At 73.8% G+C, this 19486-nt stretch carries 14 protein-coding genes; 4 read left to right on the forward strand and 10 right to left on the reverse strand.

Annotated features, from left to right (window positions below):
* Positions 1 to 34: 34 nt before the first annotated feature.
* The gene (locus tag OG207_RS03415) at positions 35 to 1513 is read left to right on the forward strand and encodes a hypothetical protein (RefSeq protein WP_329095739.1); all 1479 of its coding nucleotides are present in this window, start codon (positions 35 to 37) and stop codon (positions 1511 to 1513) included.
* Positions 1514 to 1654: 141 nt separating this feature from the next.
* On the opposite strand, the gene OG207_RS03420 is transcribed toward OG207_RS03415, so the two are convergent.
* The 4 genes from OG207_RS03420 to OG207_RS03435 form a co-directional block, all read right to left on the reverse strand.
* Positions 1655 to 2161, reverse strand: coding sequence for a hypothetical protein (locus tag OG207_RS03420; RefSeq protein ID WP_329095740.1), 507 nt, complete (start codon positions 2159 to 2161; stop codon positions 1655 to 1657).
* Between the two features lie 143 nt (positions 2162 to 2304).
* Positions 2305 to 4446 (reverse strand): PIG-L family deacetylase, encoded by a 2142-nt coding sequence (locus OG207_RS03425; protein WP_329095742.1) that lies wholly within the window; start codon positions 4444 to 4446, stop codon positions 2305 to 2307.
* A gap of 480 nt (positions 4447 to 4926) precedes the next feature.
* Positions 4927 to 5391, reverse strand: coding sequence for a tetratricopeptide repeat protein (locus tag OG207_RS03430; RefSeq protein ID WP_329095744.1), 465 nt, complete (start codon positions 5389 to 5391; stop codon positions 4927 to 4929).
* The gene (locus OG207_RS03435) at positions 5331 to 5993 is read right to left on the reverse strand and encodes a hypothetical protein (protein WP_329095746.1); all 663 of its coding nucleotides are present in this window, start codon (positions 5991 to 5993) and stop codon (positions 5331 to 5333) included. The genes OG207_RS03430 and OG207_RS03435 overlap by 61 nt, the downstream gene beginning before the upstream one ends.
* Positions 5994 to 6107: 114 nt before the next feature.
* Between OG207_RS03435 and OG207_RS03440 the strand changes: the two genes are divergently transcribed.
* On the forward strand, positions 6108 to 6446 hold the full coding sequence (locus OG207_RS03440) for an imine reductase family protein (protein WP_329095748.1): 339 nt from the start codon (positions 6108 to 6110) through the stop codon (positions 6444 to 6446).
* A gap of 317 nt (positions 6447 to 6763) precedes the next feature.
* Here OG207_RS03440 and OG207_RS03445 read toward each other — a convergent pair whose 3' ends face one another.
* Both OG207_RS03445 and OG207_RS03450 read right to left on the reverse strand, forming a co-directional pair.
* Complete coding sequence (locus tag OG207_RS03445; RefSeq protein ID WP_329095750.1) at positions 6764 to 7144, reverse strand: HEAT repeat domain-containing protein; 381 nt, start codon at positions 7142 to 7144, stop codon at positions 6764 to 6766.
* Between the two features lie 51 nt (positions 7145 to 7195).
* A complete protein-coding gene (locus OG207_RS03450) occupies positions 7196 to 9691 on the reverse strand; it encodes a DUF6185 family protein (RefSeq protein ID WP_329095752.1) in 2496 nt (831 codons plus the stop codon).
* A gap of 242 nt (positions 9692 to 9933) precedes the next feature.
* Between OG207_RS03450 and OG207_RS03455 the strand changes: the two genes are divergently transcribed.
* Positions 9934 to 10293, forward strand: coding sequence for a hypothetical protein (locus OG207_RS03455; protein ID WP_329095754.1), 360 nt, complete (start codon positions 9934 to 9936; stop codon positions 10291 to 10293).
* Positions 10294 to 10493: 200 nt separating this feature from the next.
* On the opposite strand, the gene OG207_RS03460 is transcribed toward OG207_RS03455, so the two are convergent.
* Genes OG207_RS03460 through OG207_RS03470 form a run of 3 tightly spaced genes read right to left on the reverse strand, consistent with a single transcriptional unit; the run spans position 10494 to position 17658 of the window.
* Entirely contained in the window at positions 10494 to 11456 is a 963-nt protein-coding gene (locus OG207_RS03460; protein WP_329095755.1) for an ABC transporter ATP-binding protein, read from the reverse strand.
* Entirely contained in the window at positions 11453 to 14371 is a 2919-nt protein-coding gene (locus tag OG207_RS03465; protein ID WP_329095757.1) for a hypothetical protein, read from the reverse strand. The genes OG207_RS03460 and OG207_RS03465 overlap by 4 nt, the downstream gene beginning before the upstream one ends.
* Complete coding sequence (locus tag OG207_RS03470) at positions 14368 to 17658, reverse strand: ABC transporter permease (protein ID WP_329095759.1); 3291 nt, start codon at positions 17656 to 17658, stop codon at positions 14368 to 14370. Before OG207_RS03470 ends, OG207_RS03465 begins: the two co-directional genes overlap by 4 nt.
* Before the next feature lie 196 nt (positions 17659 to 17854).
* On the opposite strand from OG207_RS03470, the gene OG207_RS03475 reads away from it, so the two are divergent.
* Positions 17855 to 18595 (forward strand): ABC transporter ATP-binding protein, encoded by a 741-nt coding sequence (locus tag OG207_RS03475; RefSeq protein WP_329095760.1) that lies wholly within the window; start codon positions 17855 to 17857, stop codon positions 18593 to 18595.
* On the opposite strand, the gene OG207_RS03480 is transcribed toward OG207_RS03475, so the two are convergent.
* The gene (locus OG207_RS03480; RefSeq protein ID WP_329095762.1) at positions 18590 to 19291 is read right to left on the reverse strand and encodes a DUF4232 domain-containing protein; all 702 of its coding nucleotides are present in this window, start codon (positions 19289 to 19291) and stop codon (positions 18590 to 18592) included. The two genes, OG207_RS03475 and OG207_RS03480, sit on opposite strands and share 6 nt — an antisense overlap.
* Positions 19292 to 19486 lie beyond the last annotated feature (195 nt).

Here is a 19486-nt window from a genome sequence, read left to right on the forward strand (position 1 = left end):
CCGCGCGCTCGGAAGCCCGACAGAAGGAGTGGCGATGCCTGCTGCCCTGCTCGTCCGCTGGGCGGCCCTCGTAGCGTCCCTCGCGAGCGTCGCCCTCCCGGTGTGCGTCGCGGCGAGCCCCGTCGGCCGGCCCTCCGGGAAGGAGCGGACAGTCTACTTCGTCCGACCCCTCGGACACCAGAGCCACGGCGAAGCCGAGGGCCGCTACGCGCCCCTGTCGATGCTCGTCGCCCCCACCATCGGCCTCCTCTCCAACACCACCGCCGCCGAGGGCGTCACCTCTGCCGTCGCCGGGGGCGCGCGGTACGTCGAGCGGAGCCACGTACTGCGGCTGCTGTCCGGTCGGTGGAAATACCTCCCCGTCGGCCGGACGGCGTCGGTCGTGGCGGCCCCGGAGGACCCGACGGCCCGTCTGCAGATCGCGGAGAGCCGCGACTGGCTGGCCGGCGGCCGGGTGCCCGGCGACTCGGCGGCCCGGCGCGCGACGGCCGAGCGGGCCCTCCTGGCCATGCGCGCCCTGCTGCGGCCGAACGGGGCCATGGCGGCGGGCTGGTCCCCCGGCTGGATGTACTCCTGGCCGCGCGACTCCAGCTTCGCCTCCGCCGCGTTCGCGCACACCGGCCACGACGCCGAGGCCTACCGGATCCTGCGCTACAGTGCCGCGACCCAGCGGGGGGACGGCACCTGGGACGCGCGGACGGAACTCGACGGATCCGGCCCCCCGGACAGCAGGCGGTGGCAGCTCGACGCCAACGGCTGGGTCCCCTGGGCCACCTGGCAGTGGTACCGGACGGCGCCTCTCGTCACTCGCCGCGCCCGGCTGACCGCCCTCTACCCGATGATCCGCAAGGCGGCCGACCGCTCGGCGGCCTCCCTCGGGCCGAACGGGCTGCCTCCGGCCTCCCCAGACTACTGGGAGGTGATGACGACCACCGCCAACATCGGTACGGCCGCACCCTTGTTGGCCGGACTCCGCGCCGCCGCGGACCTCGCCGACGCGCTGGACCGGCCCGGGGACGCGGCCCGCTGGTCCGGCGCCGCCGGGCGGCTCTCCAGCGGGATCTCCCGGACGTTCGCCCCGCTCGGCTATCAGCGCACCGTCGACGGACAGCACGGACGGGACAGCGCGGTGGCCTTCATGGCGCCCCCCTTCAACACGGCCCCGGCCGACCTGCCCCGGGCGCTGGACACCACGTACGAGGCGCTGCTGCTGCCCAACGGGGGGCTCACTCCCGGGAACGATCCGACCGCGCCCTGGGGTGCGAACGCCTGGACCCCCAGTACGTCGTTCTTCGCCCTCGCATGGGCGGGCACCGGGCAGCCCGCGAAGGCCCGTCAGGTCCTGGACTGGGTCCTCGCCAAGCGGAACCCGCTCGGGGAGCTGCCCGAGAAGGTGGACCGGGCGGGCAGGCCTTCATCGGTCGCACCACTGGGCTGGACGGCCTCGATCGTCGTCCTCACGTTGGTGGCCCTCGATGGCGGGGGGCTCCCGACACCACCCCCGGGGCCGTAACGAAAGGGGCCCGTAGCCCCTCAGCCCTTCAGTCCTTCAGTCCTTTCGGCCCCTCGGTCCTTTCGGCCCCTCGGTCCTTTCGGCCCCTCGGTCCTTTCGGCCCCTCGGTCCTTTCGGCCCCTCCCGCCTGCGGGCGCCGCCTCACTCGGGGTCCGTTCCGTCGCCCGGCGGCGGCGCGGTGCGCAGGCGCTCCAGCTCGTCGAGAAGCCGCTGGTACGCGTGCTTCTCGGCCGCCACCACGCGCGCGAGGGGGAGGTGGTGCGGATCCTGCCGGGACCGGGCCTCCTCGGCGGCGGCAGCGCGGAGTTCCCTCGCCCGGTCCAGTTCGTTCATCGCCGCCACGACGGCGACATCGAGCAGCTCGTGCTCCAGGGCCTGGGCGAAGGCCCGCTCCGTCGGCGCCGTGAGCCGGTCGAGGTCCTCCGCGCAGCCCTCCGGGGTCTGCGTCCGCCCACAGGCCCCGTCGAGATCGCGGGAGAGCGATCGGAGGCTCGTCCCGAGTTCCGGGTACGCCCGGTCGGGCCCGCTGTCGCCGCCGCAGCCGGCCACCAGGGCCGTACAGGCGGCGAGGGCGGCGAGGGCGGCAGCGGCGCGCAGCGTTGCGGGTCCTGCGCACCGGCGACGGCACGAGAGGAGAGGAGGGGTCATGGAAGCCCCGATCGCCCGTTGGTCCGAGTGCGGCCGCCCTGGCTGCGCGAGCTGGTCCGGCTGCCATCCTCGCCCGCTCCCCTCCGCCCTGCCACCCGGCGGCCGTGGGGGGGCGGGGCGGCGGGTGTGCGCTGCGGCGCAGGTCACCGCGGGGGCTGCCCCCCGGGGACGGCCGTGCCCGGGCGGCCGGCTTGCGCGAGCGTCCAGGGCTGGACGGCGCGGTGCCACGGGGCGGGGGTCCGGCTGCCGGGCAGGGTTGCGCCGCCCGCGGGGACCGTCGTGATGACGTGCAGGTCGGCGTCGAGGCCGAGCGCCGCGGCGACGGCCGTGCCGGCCCCCTCGGCCACACCGGCGGGGGCGCCCGTGTAGAGCATCTGGGACTCCTGCCAGGGCTGCGGACCGTCGGTGGCCGCGACGCCGACCGTGCCCGCGCCCGCCCGGCCCGCGAGCAGGTCTCCCGCGATGCCCACGGCACCGTAGCCGCCCAGGCCGCCCGCCTCGGCGACCGGGGAGAACTCCGGTGCGGTTCCGCCCGTGCGGGCCAGGCTCGTGGCGACGGTGCCGATGCCGGGCCGGCGGAAGAACAGGCGGACGCCGTCGCCCTCCGGACGCACCGAGAGCGCGCCCGTCGTCTGGGGCAGCCCGGTCGGGACGGGCCCGCCGAACGGGGCGCCCGGTGCCGGCTGGACCCAGGCCAGTACGGACCCGGCGGTGGCGGCGTACACGTGGCGCCGCCCCGACCCGTCGGTCGCGGTGACCGGATCGCCCTGGAGGCCGGCGCCGCCCAGGGCCTGCCACGCACCGAAGTCGCCGCCCGGGGTCTCCTGTGCCCGGGCGCGCAGCGTCCGGCGGGAGTCGCGGACGTAGACCGTCATCCGGCCCTCGGGGTCCACGGCGACGGACGGCCCGCTGATGGCCGAGGTGCCGGACCTGTCCACGGTGTCCGGGGTGCCGAGCGAGCGCCACGGGCCGAATCCGCCGTCGACCTCGCTCTGGACGGCGTAGACGATTTCCCGGCCGTACTCCTCGGGCGTCGCGCCCAGGGTGGTGCGGGTGGCGAACACGCCGATCCGACCGTCCCAGAGGCGGACGGCCGCCGCCCCCGAGTCGATGCCGTCGCCGGGCAGGAACTCGGGGCCCTGCCAGAGGGCCTGCGGGCCGCTGCGCGACCAGTAGGCCATGCGGCCGTCCAGCGCGGCGAAGGCCCACAGCCGTCCGGAGACGCCCTCGGTCATCCACGAGGTGCCGTCCCCGCGGCTGTAGCGGATGGTCTGGTTCCAGCCGGCGCCGGTGGGCCGGGTCGCGGTTTTGCGGTCGCCGCAGCCGGCGGGGCTGCCGCACCAGTCCTGGTGGTCGGTCCAGGCGTAGGTCTTCAGGTAGCCGAGCTTCTCCTCGGCGGTCTGCGGGTCGAGCGTCGGGGGCAGTGAGCTGTTCGGGTAGCTCACGTAGTTCTGGACCGAGAAGTGCGGCCGGGCCGTGGTCTTCGCGTAGCGCTCGGCGGCGGCCTGCACGAAGCGGGCGCCGTACATGTGGTCCTGGTGGTCGAGGAAGGCACCGCCGCCCTCCGCCCTGCCGGGGGTCGGGTCCTGCGTCCGTATCGTCGTCGGCCGGTACGTCTCGAACACTCCCGCGATGGCGGCCACGGCCTGGTCCTTGGTGTAGGAGAACCAGTCCTTGACCGGGGTTCCGGAGGTCAGCTGGGCGCCCAGGGCGGGGGTCCGGCCGTCCCACAGGCCGCGGAGGCTCTCCGGATTGTCCCCGGAAATGCTGCGGGCCTCGCGCAGCTCCATCCACACGAGGTTGACCTGGGGCCGGGCGACCAGGACGTCCACCTCGGCGCTGCCGCCGCCGGCGGTGGGTACGGCCTTGCGCTGCCACGCGCTGGTGCGGTCGCCGGTGGCCATCTGCGCGTAGGCGGCGCGTATGCCGTTCTGCCGGGCCTCCGCGTAGGCGGCCCGGTCGGCGGGACCGGCGGCGTCCTGCAGGTGCGGGCTGTGGGCCTCGTTCCTGCCGTCGGACTCGCCGGAGGTCAGGTAGACGGTGGTGACCTTGATGCCCGTCGATATGGAGCGGCTGAGGTCGGGGTTCATGAAGAAGAGGTCGTCGTCGGGGTGCGCGACGACCTGGAGGGCGGAGCCCTCGGTCACGCTCGGGGCGACCACCACCTCGGGCGCCGGCTGCGGGTGCTCGGTCCCGTGTCCGTAGGCCCAGGCCGTCACGCCGGCGGTGCCGACGGAGAACGCGGCGAGCAGGGCCGCGAGTCGGGTGCGGCGGGCCAGGGACATGTACGGCGCCTTGGGGGTCGGTCCGGTGCGGCGATCCGCCCGGGAGGTCGATCGGTGCCCCGATGGCTCCACTGCTTCCGGAGACGACCGGGGCCGATTATGTCCCGCACGTTCGGGGCTGACACACCCTCAAGTCACATATGACCAGAAAGGGAGTTGTAGAAGGAATGGGCAATTTTGTCCCTTTTGTCGACTGGCGTGCAGTTGGGCCTGAAAACCGGCCGGATCCGGTGTATGCGCCGGCCACCTGCGGGTTGCCCGGGATCGGTGGGACCGTCGAGCGCGGCGGCCCCTTCCCCGCCGACCCCGCACAAGTGGTGCATTCCACACGCCGACCGACCGGCACCGACCGGCACCGACCGGCACCGGCAGGCGTCTGCAGTGACGCGGCTCTCACTGACCGCAGAGGAGGTCCCCCGGGCTCGGGAGCCGTCTGCGGATCCCGTCGCTGAACGCCGCGGGTCGACCGGCCGGAGACCTTCAGCCCGAGGCCGCCGGTTCGGCCCCGTGCGGGTGCGTGGCGCCGCGGGCGAAGGCCGCTTCGGCCGCCGCGCGGCCCAGTGCCGACAGACAGGCCGACCATGTCCGGTCCACGTCGTGTCGTTCGGCGGGCGGTAGGGGGGCTCCGGCCGAGGCGCGGGCCGCATCGGCGGCGCCAAGCAGTCGCGCCGCCCGCTCGGGCTCGCCACCGGCCGCCGCTGCGCCCGCCAGGCCCTCCAGCGCGAGGGCCACGGCACGTACGTCGTCCAACGCCCGCGCGGCCGCGAGTCCCTCGAGGTGCAGGGCGCGGGCCCGGTCCCGGTCCCCCCTCAGCTCGACCGTGAAGCCCAGTTCGGCGAGGGCGAGCGCCGTGCCCGGCCCGTAGCCGGCCTCCCTGAACCAGGTCAGCACCTCCCGCATGTGCTCCTCGGCGCCGACCAGGTCGCCGGTGCGCCGGGCAACCATGGCGAGTCCGATCCGGGCGTCGGCCTCCCCGGCCCGGTGGTCTGCTCCCTGGCCAGCCGCAGGGCGTCCGCGTGCCGTTGCCGGCTCTCCTCGTACGCACCCGCCAGCAACGCCGACCGGCCCAGTGCGCACAGCCGCTTGCCGGCCTCGGTCCGTAGCCCGAGTTCCTCGGCGATGGCCAGCCCCTCCTCGTGCAGCCGGGACGCCTGCGGGTACTCACCCCCGATCTCGTGGAGCGCTGCACGGGGGAAGACGGTCTGCAACAGGCCCCAACGGTCGCCCACTGCGCTGAACAGGCGGGCGGCGCTCTCCCCCTCGCGGCGCGCCGCGGCCAGGTCGCCGTGCACGAGGGCGTGTCGGGCGCGCACGCTCACGGCGGCCGCGGTCCCCCAGACGTCGCCGATCCCCTCGGCCGCGGCCAGCGCCCGGTCGGCGAGTTCCTCGCTCGCGGACACGTTTCCCGCGCCCATCTGCGCGGCGGCCAGGAAGCCCAGCGCGTGCGCATGACCCTGCGGGTCGTGTTCCGCCACCGCCCGCGCGTCGAGGTCGGCCACCGCGGACCGCAGCAGGGTCCCGGCGGCGCTCGCCGTGCCTTCCCCCACGGTCAGTCCGGCCCGCCAGGCCGCCGCCAGGGCGCGCGCGGCGATCCGCTCCCCCGCGGACCGGTCCTGGCCCCGGCCGGTCCCGGGCCCGAGCTGAGCAGCGTGCTCGGGGGGATGTTCGCCGGGTTCTTCCAGGCGGTGGCGCTCGCCGGCACGGAGGGGATCGGGGCCGCGGAGCTGACGCGCCCGCTGGCGCGGTGGCTGACGGCGGCCGTCGACGCGCTGCCCGCCTTCGCGGAGGAGATCGACGCGAAGGACTACACCACCACGACCTCCAACCTGGAGATCAACGCGGTGGGGCTGCGCAACATCCTCTCCACCACCGAGGCGCAGGGACTGCCGACGGACCTGCTGGCGCCACTGCTGCGGCTCTTCGACGACCAGATCCGCGCGGGGCACGCCGCGTCCAGCCTGTCCAGGGTGGTGGAGTCGTTGCGCGCCGGCAGTCGGTGATCCGGCCTCCATGCAACCCGCTTGACCCGAAACCCGGCTGAAGACCGCGCTCCTGTCCGGGGTGTCGGGTCAGTCGACGGCCGACGAAGGCGGCCGTGCCCGGGATCGCTCCGTGGACATCGTGCGTCCGTGTTCGGCCACCGCCGGTGGGGTGGCTGCGCCGTTCAGGCAGCGGTCGAGGAGCGCATGCATGCGGGGGACGGGGAGGGGCGGTTCGGCTGCGGCGCCCTCTGCGGCCGGGGCACGCACCTCGGAATCCGGGTGGCCGAAGAGGCCGGTCAAGCCGGTCAGGCCGGCACGGGGGAACGCGGGCAGGGTCAGCAGGTGCGGCCGGTGGGCCGGGCGGGCGGGGTCTCGGTGGCCGGCTCGGTGATCGGGCAGACGCAGTCCGGACCGTGACCGTGTCCCATGACCCGCTGGATCGCCCAGTACTCGGCCCAGGTGCGGGGAAAGGGGTGGCGGCGTGCACGCATCCGCACGTCCTCGTTCGGGTCTTCCCTTAACTCGGTGACCAGGTCCGGTCCCAGGTCGGGCCGGGCGGCGACCATCTCGCGGACCATCGCCTCGGGGTGGCGGGCGAGCCAAACGACGGCTTGCACCGCTTCCGGGTCCAGCTCCCAGCTGCTCTCCTGCGCCGCTTCCCGTACCACGGGGTCGGGGTCGTCGAGCAGGGCCTCGCACTGCTGCGCGTCGCGCACCCACGCGGACGACGGCGCCGGCGTCCTCGGCTGTGACGTGGAGCCCAGGGCCTACCGGTTGGGCGCCGACGGCCCCATGTCCGCGAGGGTCTTCCACAGCGTGGCGAGTGCGAGCAGCTGTGCCAGGAAGAACGCTACGGAGGCGAAGCGCATCTGGTAGACGTACGCGGCGAGACTGGCATTGGTCGGCCAGTAGCGCCGCTCGTCCTGAAAGGTCTGCAGGTCCATCACGAGACCGGTGCACGTCATCACCGAACCGAACGCGGCGATCTCACCGATCATGCGCGGCACGTTCCCGCCGAGGGCTTGGGCGATGAGGAAGTCGGCTGCCGCCGGGACGGCGAACACGAGCGCGACGAACATTGCCTTCGCCGGTCCGTGACGGCCCGGCAGATCACGCCATAGCGCCCCGAGGAAGAATCCCCCGACGATCCAGGCTACTTGCCAGTACAGGATCTCGATCATGATCAAGAGGAATCCTGCCGGATCCTGTGTGGTCACCGTCCAGGAGTCGCCCTTGACCGCGCTGGTCCAATAGAGCAGGCCGGTCACGGGCAGTCCGACGAGACATGCGTCGACAGCGCCCCGACGAGCGTTGCCCCACCACGTGGACATGGGGCCGAAGGCAAAGGGCAGATCGGCGGGCCTGACCCCTTCCGGCAACGACTGGTCCAACCGGTCGATCTCGGCCTCGATCGACCCCTGCTCCGTGGAACGCTCCGCCGGTTTCGCAGTGCTGAGACGGTGCAGCTGTGTCTGGAGCTCCCGGAACCGGCGCGCCAGACGCAGTACGTCGGCCCTGTCGGTCCGTGAGATCACTCTTCCCAGCGGCGCATTGTCGGCGGAGGATTTCTCCAGTACGGAGACGGAAGAGCCCAGGGCGATCACTCCCCAGGCCGTGCACAGGCAAAGCAGCAGGCTGAGGGCATAGGCGGAGAAGCCGTAGTAGTACCCCTGGGGTGCGAAGGTGACGGCGAACAGGACCGCGAGGAGGAACTTCTCCGCCCGGTCCGGTGTGAACGCCCCCTTCTCGTACTGTTCGACCCGACAGACCCGCAAGACCCCCAGCAGGGGCAGCGGCGCCAGAAGGGACACGATGGTCAGCAGCGGGTCCGCGACGATCACCGGGAAGGCCCACCACCACCCGTCGAGCGTCGTCGCCCAAAGAGTGCTGTACGCCGGCCAGTTCGGGTCCGCGAGCCAGCTGACGCGGTCCCAGTGGCGCGCGAAGGCGAGGTAGCTCCACAGGACGGTCATCATCGCCGCCACGACGGCGACGCAGACCATCACCCACGCCGGCAGCCGCGCCTCTCCCATCAGCAGGATCCGCTGCCCCACGGAAATCACACCGAGCCAGCCCACCGCCATCAGGGCAGCGCAGGCCATGGCCCCGGTCCAGCCCGGAGGGGACAACAGTTGGTCGGCCGTGGGGAGCAGCGTGAAGTCGTTGACCTCCGAAACCACATACGCCCCGGTCAAGCCCAGGACGAGTGCGCACACACCTACACGGAGGTGCTTCGGCAGGGAGCCGAGCAGACACAGCGAAAGCCCGAGGAACGCCAGGGCGAACACCGCCAGCGTCGGCGAGTAGTCGTCCTTCCAGCCCATCAGCCGGTGCAGGACCAAGTAGAGGTTGTCACCGAGGTAGATGAGCGAGCCGAGGAACATCAAGAGAACCGCCCACCACCGCAGAAACTGCATCGCTTTCGACTCTTGTGGCATCAGCTTGCCGGACAGACTGAGCCTCAGCCGACGACCCGCGACGAGCAGCAACCCGCCGGTGGCGACATACCAGAAGGCTGAAGATGCGCCGTAATATCCCCACGCCTCCCATGCCTGCCACGTGCCTTCCGACGTGGTTGTGATGTAGTCCCAATGCTGGGCTGCGGGAGGCCGGAATGTCACCGTGGGGTAGTCGTCATGCTGTTCGTGCCGCCAGCTCAGCCTCGTTCCGCCTTCACCGAAAGCCGGCGGAGGATCGGCCGTCAGGGCTCCCGGTCCGCCCAGGCTGACGTGCACCTTCTCCCAGTTCGCGTCCTTCAAAGCAGGGGTAGGCCGCAACTCGATGCGCCAATTGTCCTTCGTCACGGTCAGTCTCCAGGAACCGACGGCGACCAAGGAAGTGTTCTGCACCCACGTGGCAGCTTTGTAGTGAACCTTGACCCACTGACCGTCGGCCTTCACGGTCACCGGCTTGAAGCGCCACTCGTCGTCACGGAAGTCGTTCTGCTCCCCCGGGGGTTTGCCCACCAGGCACGCCAGCGCAAAGCGGTAGGCCGACGCGTGGGCGTCCAGGAGCAGTGCGGAGGCGTGCCTCCAATCGGCGGGCACGCTGACGTCCATCGTGCTCGTGAGCATGCTGAAGTCGTTGCCGCGGTGCTTGAACTCGGCCAGCGCCGTGACCTTGGTCTTCTTCAGCTGGTCGGCGCGACAATCGGTCGGGGCGCCCTCAGCAGCGCGGGCCCGCCCCGCTTCGGGGAGTGTGAGGCAGAGAACCAGGAACAGCACGTACAGCAGGCGCGGCGCGGAGCAGCAGGGGCGGATCACTGCCCCAGAATCCTCCCCGCAAGAGGCGCGCGATGCTGCGCGACGCGTCGACGCGCAGGCAGATCCACCCCACCGGCCGACGGGTGAAAGCCAACGGGGGGCCGGTCGCAGCCGCCCGGCGGCCTCCGGTCCGTGATCGGGGTGCACCGGCCCCACCGGAAACCGTGTGGGCGCCCGCCCTGAAGTGCCGGTAGCGTCCGGTCTCCCGAGCCGCCGTACCGGCGGCCCACGTCGAGAGAGCGATGCAGATGACCAGCCAGCAGGCAACGACGACCCTCTGGCGCCCCACCGGCCCCGAAGAGCTGGAGCTGGTGCGGAAGCTGAACTGGCGTGCGTGGCCACCCAGGCTGCCCGAACAGCCGATCTTCTACCCGGTCCTCAACGAGGACTACGCGATCAGGATCGCGCGGGACTGGAACGTGAAGCACAGTGGTGCCGGCTTCGTCACGCGTTTCGAGGTCGACAAGGAGTTCCTGAGCCGGTATCCCGTTCAGCAGGCGGGCGGGCGGACGATCCTCGAGCTCTGGGTTCCGGCTGAGGAGCTGGACGACTTCAACGCCCACATCGTCGGCGAGATCCAGGTGGTCCACGAGTTCCGCTGACGGGGGAAGGGCCTGTTTCGGGAGCACGCCCGCCCGGTGCGGGCCTCCCGACGCGGCTGTGACCACGGCGTCCCAGCCGGTCTCGACGGCCCCGTCCCACCAGCGGGTCCGCGCCCGCGTCGGGCAGGCCCTCGCCCGCACGAAGGCCCGGAAGATCCTCCGGGACCTACGTCTCACGGGTGACGGGGCCTACGGGGCCTTTAGTGGGCTCCGTCCGGGCGCAGTTCGATGTGGTCCGGAGCCAGGTCGACCGCCACGCGGTGTTCCATGCCCAAGGCCTCCAGGAACTTCGGGGGGAGTTGGACCCGCCCGGAGCGGTCGAGGACGACGTACTCGCGTTCGCTGATGGACTCCTCGCCGTGCTCGTCGGTGACCAGGCGGCGCAGGACCTCACTGCTGGTGCGGCCGTCGCGGATCGCGACGGTCCTGCGGACCTCGCCCGCCACCATCGGGTCGTGCGTCACGATCACCACCGTCACGCCGAGTTCCTTGTTCACGGTCCGGAAGGTCTCGAAGACCGCCGCGGCCGTTTCCGAGTCCAGTTCGCCCGTGGGTTCGTCGGCGAGCAGCACCTTGGGGGCGTTCGCCATCGCCACGGCGATCGCGACGCGCTGCTGCTGGCCGCCGGACAGTTCCGCCGGGCGTCTGTGCGCCAGGTCGCCGATCCCGAGGGCCTCCAGGATCTCCCCGACCCTGGCCGCGCGGCGTGCGCCCGCGCCGCGCCGGGCGCCGCCGCCGCCGGCCAACTGCATCGGGAGGGCGACGTTCTGAGCAGCCGTGAGGAACGGCAGCAGGTTGCGGGCCGTCTGCTGGAAGACGAACCCGACCGCTTCGCGCCGGTACCGCAGCCGGTCCCGCGCCGACAGCTCCAGCAGGTCGTAGCCGGCGACCGCAGCGCTGCCGGCCGTGGGAACGTCCAGGCCGGCCAGGATGTTCAAGAGGGTGGACTTGCCGCTGCCGGAGGCGCCGACGAGGGCCATCAGGTCGCCCTGTTCGACCGTCAGCTCCAGTCCCTGGAGGGCCTGTACCTCGATGCCGTCCTGGCTGAAGATCCGGACCAGGCGGTCGCAGGCGATCGCGGCGTCCGCCGCCGGGGTGCGCGGCTCCGCGGCGGCCGTCGCCCGGCGGCGCAGCTCCTCGTACGTCGGCTGGTCGGTGTTCAACGCTGGTCTCCCGCTCTCAACTCGGTGGTGATCTGCCGTCGCCCGGATGTCGCCGCCTCCACGCACACGGCCGTGGCGACCAGGGCTGCCAGGCCCAGGGCCTGGGTCAGTACGGGCCCTGCCGTCAGCCGCACTCCGTTCGGCACGTGCGCGCCGACCAGCGTGGACAGGTCCATCGCCGGGCCCAGCAGGGCCACGGCGGCCGCCGCCACCAGGGCCCCGCCCATCGTCGCGGCCAGGGTCTGCGGCAGGGTTTCGGCAAGGATCAGCGCCACGCCCTGCCGGCGGCGCAGCCCCATGGTGCGCAGCCGGGCCAGCAGCGCCGCGCGTTCGGGGACGGTCCGCATCAACGTCAGCAGTACGGCCAACAGGGCGAAGCCCGCCGCTCCGGCCATGGCGGCCCAGAAGAGGCGCTGTGCCGAGCGCTGGAGCGGATCGGCGCCCAGTGCGGTGACGGCCTCGGCACTGGTGTGCACGGGGTACGCCTCGTCGACCGGGGCCGGGCCCGCGGAGGAACCGGAACCCGGGATCGGAGCCGGGGCCGGAGCCGGGGCCGGGGCCGGAGTCGCGGACGGCGCCGGGAGCTTGGAGCTGACCAGAGCGCGCAGCCGGTCAGCGTCGACGTCACCGAGGCCGAGCCACCGGTTCGGGTGGTCGGCGCCGCCCATGGCGGCGGTTGCGGCGCCCGCCGGCAGGACGACGGTCGCGGCGTCCCGCGCCGGATGGGCCGGGGTGCAGTCGACCGTGCCCGCGACCCGTACCTTCAGCTCCTTGCCGTCGCCGGGCTGCACCGCGTACGTGCCGCCCTGCGTGACCTTCCCGGCCAGGCCCGCGCTGAACAGCGCGGGCACCGGGGCGTCGGCGGACTGCGTACCACCGGTGGCCAGCAGCGCGGGCTCGAAGGAGCCGCAGCCGAGGACCCGGGACAGCTCCGCGTACGCGGCCGGCTCGGCCACGATCACGGTGATCTGGCTGGACCTGACGGTGGTTCCGAGGAGGGCGGAGTCGTGGTCGATCCACAGCGGCACGGACGTCCGTACGCCTGGCAGCTCGCCCGCTGCCTTCGCGAGTCCTTCCGGAAGCGGGAACTTCCCGTACGCGGAGATCGACGCGTCGCCCCCGACGGTCAGCCGGGCCACCCCCAGCCGGGACGAGTCCACCGACTGCAGCACGGCGGCGCCGAACCCGCCGGTGGTGATGGCGACGAGCAGCGCGACCATCGGCAGGACGGAGGGGCCGCTGCGGCCGCGGGTCTGCGTACCGGTCGTCGCCGGGCCGCGGGCGGCCCGCGCGAGTCCCAGGAAGCCGACCAGTCCGGAGCCGCGGCCGGCCGCCCGGGCGAGCCATCCGGTGACCACCGGCTGGAGCCGGGCCAGCAGCAGTCCCCCGCACAGGGCGAGCAGCAGCGGGGCCGCGATCAGCAGCGGGTCGAGGTCGCTGCCGGGCGGGGCGACCCCGCGGCGGCGGACCTCCACCACGGCGGCGGCGGTGGCGATGAGGACGAGCAGTTCGGCCACGGGCCTGCGCCACCGCCCGGCCGGGCGGGCCGGGGTCAGCAGGACGGCTGCCCGTACGGGGAAGGCCAGCAGGGCGAGCAGGGCGACGGCCGCGGCCGAGAGGAGGGTGGGCGCGAGCCGGGGGGTGGGCAGCAGCAGGACGGCGAGCGCGGTGGCGGCCGCGGCCGCCGGGAGTACGGTGACGGCGCCCTCCCCGAGGAGCCGGCCGACGATGGCGGTGCGCGAGCCGCCGCGCGCGAGCAGCAGCCGAAGTTCGGCGTCGCGGCGGTCGGCCGCGAGTGCGCCGGCCAGGCACAGGACGACGAAGGCGACGCCACCGACCCCGGCGGGTCCGATCGCGGCGAGCGGCGCCGCGGCGCGGGTGCGGACGCGGGCTTCTTCGAACCGCTCGGGCAGCCACGAGGTGGTGTGCAGATGCGGGCGGCCGGTCTCCCGGGCGAGGGTGGCGGCGGTGGGGCCGGCGAGGTACGAGGCGATGTCCTTGGTCGTGGCGTCGAGCCGGTCGGCCCGCAGGTGGCCGATGTCCACGGGCAGCTGCCAGAAGTCGTCGGCGGCGCGGCTCCACGTGCTCATCCGGTCGAGGTCCCCGGTGCCGACGAGGGCGTCGACGTCCCAGGCGAGGCTCTCGTTGTAGTAGTGCTCGCAGGCGCGGGCGAGGCACCCCAGGTTGTCCGTCCAGAAGTCGTCGGTCTCGTCGAGGACCGCGAAGAGACCGACGACCGTGACGGACGGTGTGCCGTCCACTCGGGTCTCGCTCGTCAGGACGGATCCGACGCGGGCGCCGAGGGTCGCGGCGGCCTTCTGCGAGAGGGCCACCTGGAGGGGCGCCAGCGCCCCGGGGGCGGCCTGCGCGGGGGCCGTGGGTGTGCTGCTCGGCCACTGCCCCTCCGCCAGCTTCACATGGGCCTCCGCCTCGCGGACGTGCAGGAGGTTCATGCTGGGCGGAAAGCCGGAGGGGCGGGAGAGTTCCGGGTTCAGCAGCAGCTGCCTCTTGGTGGTGCGCGTGCCGTGGACCGTCGACTCCGGGTCCACGCGGAAGGTGGATCCGGTCGGCGCGAGCAGTTTCTCCAGCGTGGCGTCCAGGGCCTGGGCGCTCTGCCCGCTGTCCGGGGAGGGAGCGGTCACCTGCAGGCTGGCGTTGCCGGCCGCGCTGCGTTCCAGGAAGGACCTCAGGGCCTGGTCGGCGCCCCGGTCCTGGGCCCGGGGCAGCGCGGCGGCCAGCAGGACGGCGACGAAGGCCAGTGCGGCGCCGAGCAGGGTGCTCAGGGGCGCCGCCCGAAGCCGGGTCCTGACCCAGGGCGCGGGCCGCGGGGCGGTGGGCAGAGGCGAACGGGCGGTCAGCGGGGTGGCGGACGCCGGGGTGGCGGACGGCGGGGTGGCGGACGGCGGGGTGGTCACATCTCCTCCACGGGACGCAGCCGGGCGGCGATGTCGCGGCCCCGGGGGCCGCTGAGCGCGGCCGACAGCAGGGGAACGGCTGCGATGGCGACGACCGTGAGCACGGTCTGCCAGAACGGCATGTCCACGCGTACGGGCGGGAACGGTCGCCCGGCAGCGGGTGTCAGGACGACCAGGGGCGCCATCAGGTGGACGAGGGCGATGCCCAGTCCGGTCCCGACCGCGGACCCGATGGCGATCAGTACCCCGCCCTCGGCGGCGGAGGCGAGGGCCAGCGAGCGGCGCGGGGTACCGAGGGCGAGCAGGACGGAGAACTCCCTTCCGCGCACGCGTCGTTCGGCGGCGGTGGAGGTCGCGAATCCGATGGCGGCCAGGACCGCGCAGGCGGCGGCGAGGGCGGCCAGGGCGCTCTGCGGGCCGGCGCTCAGCGGGTCGTCCAGCAGCTGCTCGGTGATCTCCTCGCGCAGTTGGACGCGTTCGATCCGGGCGCCTTCGCGCAGCTTGTCCGCCGCGCGGGCCGGGACCGGGTCGGCGGCCGAGTCGGCGGGCAGCCACCACTCGGTGGGCGTGGGCGGCTGCTGGCCGACGGATTCCAGCAGGAACCGGCCGAGTACCTGCAGGTCGACGGCGAGCGCCGAGCGGCCGGCCACGGGCAGGGAGTCCACGGCGGCGGTGATCCGCATCTGGACCGCGGCGCCGTCCAGCGTGACGGGGACCGTATCGCCCACGGCGGCGCCCAGGGACGCCAGGTAGCGGGTGGTGGCGACCGCGGGGACGGCGGTGGGGGCCGGGCCGGCGGGCGCGGGGAACACCACAGTGTTGGCGCCCTGCAGGGTGCCGAAGCCGCCCCAGTAGCGCAGCCGCAGCAGGTCCGTGGAGCCGGCGGGGACCGGGACCGGCTCGGGGCCCCTCCGGGGGCCGCTCGCCTGCGGGAGCGAGGTCCGCCAGCCGGTGGCGTCCGCGGGTGCGGTGACGCCCGTGGCGGCGCCGTCCGCGGTGTCGGACACGGCGATGCGGCGCACGGTCAGTTCGCTGCCGTCGCCCGGGGCGTCGCCGTCCCCGGCGTACGAGAGGCGTATCCCCGCAAGGGTCAACGGGGTGGCCGTCGATCCGACCGGGGCGCCGGTCAGCGCGTCGAGGAGGTAGGGGAGGGTGACGTCGCCGCCCTGGGGCAGGGTGACCGAGGACGTCCCGTACGTCGCCCCGAACCGGTCGCGCAGCAACAGGCTCACGGCGGCCCAGCTCATCCCGGAGGACCGGACCGACACCTCGAGGTCGATCCGGCGCGGGGAGCCGGGCAGGGCGACACCGGGGCCCGCGGGGCCGGCCGTGGCGCCCGGGTCACCGGCGGCGAGCGGGGTGAACAGCTCTCGCATGGTGTGCCCGGCGCGCAGGTCCGCGCGCAGCGGCACCCGTTCGCCCGCCTTGACGGCGTCCAGGGCGACGAGGTCTGCGGGGCTCCCGTCCGGCAGCTTCTGTTCCCGGCGGACCACCGGAACGAGGCGGTCGCCGCCGGGCAGGGCCGCGTAGCGTCCGCCCTGCCCCATCGGGGACATGCTGCTGCCGGAGATCCGCAGGCCGCCCGCGGTGGCGAAGTCGGCCTGGTCGCGCTGGGAAGCGGACCAGCCGATGTGCTGACCGAGCGCCAGGATCCCGCTGGCGACGGCGAGTACGAGCAGCAGCACGGGCCCGGTGGCCCGGCCGGGTCGTCGGGCGAGCTGCCAACCGAACAGGGCGGGCCCCAGGCTCCGGCCGCGCGCCGCCAGCCGTCCCCCGGCCCGCGCCGCGAACGGCAGCAGGCGCAGGACCAGCAGCGTGCCCCCGCACAGGGCCAGGGCGGGAGCGGCGACCAGGACCGGGTCGACACCGAGCCCGGTACTGGCCGGAGCGCCGGACGCGGGGGCGTCCTCACCGCCGTACTGCGCGAGCTGCTGGTAGCCGAGGACGGCGAGGACGACGACGGCCAGGTCGAGGCCGGAGCGGGCGGCGCCCGTCACCAGTGCCTGGCGGCTGCCCACGCGGCGCAGTACGGCGGCGGAGGCCCCGCGCAGCACGGAGGGCAGGGTCGTCAGCAGGACGCAGGCCAGAGCGCAGCCACCCGCGACCGGCCAGACCAGCCAGGTGTCCGGGATCTCCAGGTGGACCCGCCCGAGCGGTCCGAACCGGCCGAACAGGCGCAGCAGGGGTGGTGTGAGCAGGGGTGCCAGGACGGCCGCGGGCAGGGCGAGCAGCAGGGACTCGGCCGCGGTGAGCTCGCCGAGGCGGCGGCGGGAGGCGCCGCGCGCGGTGAGCAGGACCCGTTCCGGTTCCTGTCGGACGGTCAGGATGTGGGAGACGAGGAGCAGTGCGGCGGTCGACAGGACGGCGAGCTGGAGCGCGCCCATCAGCAGGGTGGAGCGGGCGACGACCGTGCCGGCGCTCAGCTCGGCCAGGAGTTTGGGCAGTTCGGTGGCGGCCCGCAGCGAGCCGGCGCGTTCGAGGGCGGCGCTCGCGGGGTCGGTCGCGGTCCGGACGGCCTCCGCCTCGGCGGTGCGGACCGTGTGCAGGTCCGGGGTGAGCAGCGTGAGGCGGTGGTTCTGCAGGATGCCGCCGGTGGTGAAGGCGCTGTCGTCCACCAGGAGCGGGCCGTAGATGGCGAAGGTGTCGGCCTGGACCTCGCGGCCGCCGAGGGGGTCGAGCCGCCAGTAGGCGGCGTCCGGGTCGGCGGCCCGGTACACGCCGGTGACCAGCACGGTCAGCGGTGCACCGCCGAACCGGTCGTCCAGCCGGACGGGGGCGGGCAGCGCGGATTCGGCCAGTCCCAGCCGGGCGAGCGCCGCGCGCGGCACGGCCACCTGGGTCGGCGCGGGCGGGACGCCTGCGCCCGTGGGTGCGGTGACGGGCGCCGGCCACTCGCCGGCGAGCAACCGTACGTGGTCCTTGCCGAGGGCGGCGAGCAGGGTCAGGTCGGCGTCGCGGCCGGAGGCGGCGACGCCGGGCAGTCCGTACGAGCGGCTGCGCGCCACGCTCTCGGAGGTCACCGGAAGCCGCCCGAACACCTCGTCCGCGAAGGCCCGTACGGACGCGTCGTCCTTGGCTCGGGAGTCGGCGGGATGGCCGCTGGTGACGACGACGGTGGTCCGGGGCTGTGCCGTCCCGGTCAGGGCCCGCCGGAGCCCTTCTTCGCCCACGCCACGGGTGAATGCCGTCAGCGCGGTCAGTGTGGTCGCGGTGATCAGTACGGTGAGCAGCACGGCGACGGCGAGCGGCCATCGCCCGCGCAGTCGGCGCACGACGAAGCCGAGCACGTGTTGAATTCCTCCCCCGTCCGGACCCGAAGTACCGGATAGCGGACGATGCTGTCAGATGTGATCGATAGAGGGAAGGGGCTTGCGTGATCAGTGCGGCAGATGCGCAAATGCGATCAGGAAGTTACAGCGGCAGCTGGTGCGGTACGTGGGGCCGGGTGCCCCGCGCGGACAACTCGACGGGGGAACAGAGGCGATGACGGATCAGCAGGCACCGGCTACGGTCGCGACGCGGGCGGGGCGGGAGGCGGGCGGCTCCCCGATCGTGGTCGTCGACGACGTGCACCACAGCTTCGGCAGCGGACCGCAGGCCGTCCACGCCCTGCGGGGCGTGTCCTTCGAGGTCCGTCGCGGCGAACTCACCGCTCTCAAGGGCCGGTCGGGCTCCGGCAAGACCACCCTGCTGAACCTCGTCGGCGGCCTCGACTCCCCGACCGGCGGCCGGATCGCGCTCGACGGCACCGACCTGGCGGACCTCGACGAACCGGGCCTGCTCGCCCTGCGCCGCGACCGCATCGGCTTCGTCTTCCAGTCCTTCGGTCTGATACCCGTCCTGACCGCCGCCGAGAACGTCGGCGTTCCCATGCGGCTGCGACGCGTCCCCGCCAGGGAGCGCGAGGAGCGCGCCCGGACCCTGCTGGCCCTGGTCGGACTGGCGGACCATGCCGAACAGCGGCCCGGCGAGCTCTCCGGCGGCCAGCAGCAGCGGGTGGCGGTGGCCCGCGCCCTGGCCAACGATCCGGACCTGATCATCGCGGACGAGCCGACGGGACAGCTAGACTCGGAGACCGGCCGCTCGGTCATGGAGCTGCTGCGCGCCGTGGTGCGCAGCGAGTCGGTGACCATCCTCGTCGCCACCCACGACCCCAACCTGATCGAGCTCGCGGACCGGGTCGTGGAACTGCGGGACGGCCGCATCGTTGCGGCCGACTCATGAGCCGAGCGCGTCCGCGCTGCTCCGCTGCCAGTACGTGACCGACAGCGAGCTGTCGTAGGCGACACCGGCCGCCGGGAGGGGCGGGGTCGCGGACGCGCCTGCGTTGCTGAGGGGCGTCCGGCCCTGGAAGGCGATCGTGAGCCGGTGTCCGGTCGTCCCGCCCTCACCGCTGCCGTCGGCCGCCGACAGTAGGGCCCCCGCGTAGCCCGACTCGCCCGGGGCGAGCGACACCACGGCCTGGGGCCGGGTCTGCTGCTGCGCGGCCGGCACCCATTGCATCTCGTCGAAGCGGAGCACCGGGTAGTAGGTCAGGTCGCAGGTCTTCGAGCCGGTGTTCTTCACCGTGATCAACATGTGGTTGAGCGGCCGGGAGACCGGCTGCACCGTGACGCCGGTGTTCGCTCCGTTGCACAGGACGTGCTGCTGTTCCCCCGCGGCCGTCGGAGCGGAGGGAGCAGGGGCCGTCGGCGAAGCCTTGGGGGCCGCTGCCGCGGGCGGGGCGGCCGAGGGAGCGGCGTCCGTGGCGGGGCTCGAAGCGGCAGACGCTCCCCCGTCCTTGAGGCCCGTACCGTCCTCGCACCCAGTAAGGGAGAGGACGACGAGGGCGGCGGCGGCCGCACCCGCGAGGCGCCGGAAGGCCTGCGGGCGGAAGGTGCGGGAGGTACGGACGAAGGGCGTGCGGTGGAACGCGTGCATGGCTGACGGCCTTTCACAGGGCATGACGACAGGGCCCGGTCGGGGTCCACAGGGACCGGCCGCCGGGAGCGGTGTGCTTGGATGACCTCAGCCTGAGCGATGCTCCGTCCCAGCCGCCACATCCGCTGGGCAATCAGGAACGCTGGAATACCGGCATAGGCTCTGAGCTGCGCAAACAACCTGTTCCTGGGATGC

Origin of the sequence: Streptomyces sp. NBC_01439 (genome assembly GCF_036227605.1) — a bacterium.
Taxonomy (GTDB): domain Bacteria; phylum Actinomycetota; class Actinomycetes; order Streptomycetales; family Streptomycetaceae; genus Streptomyces.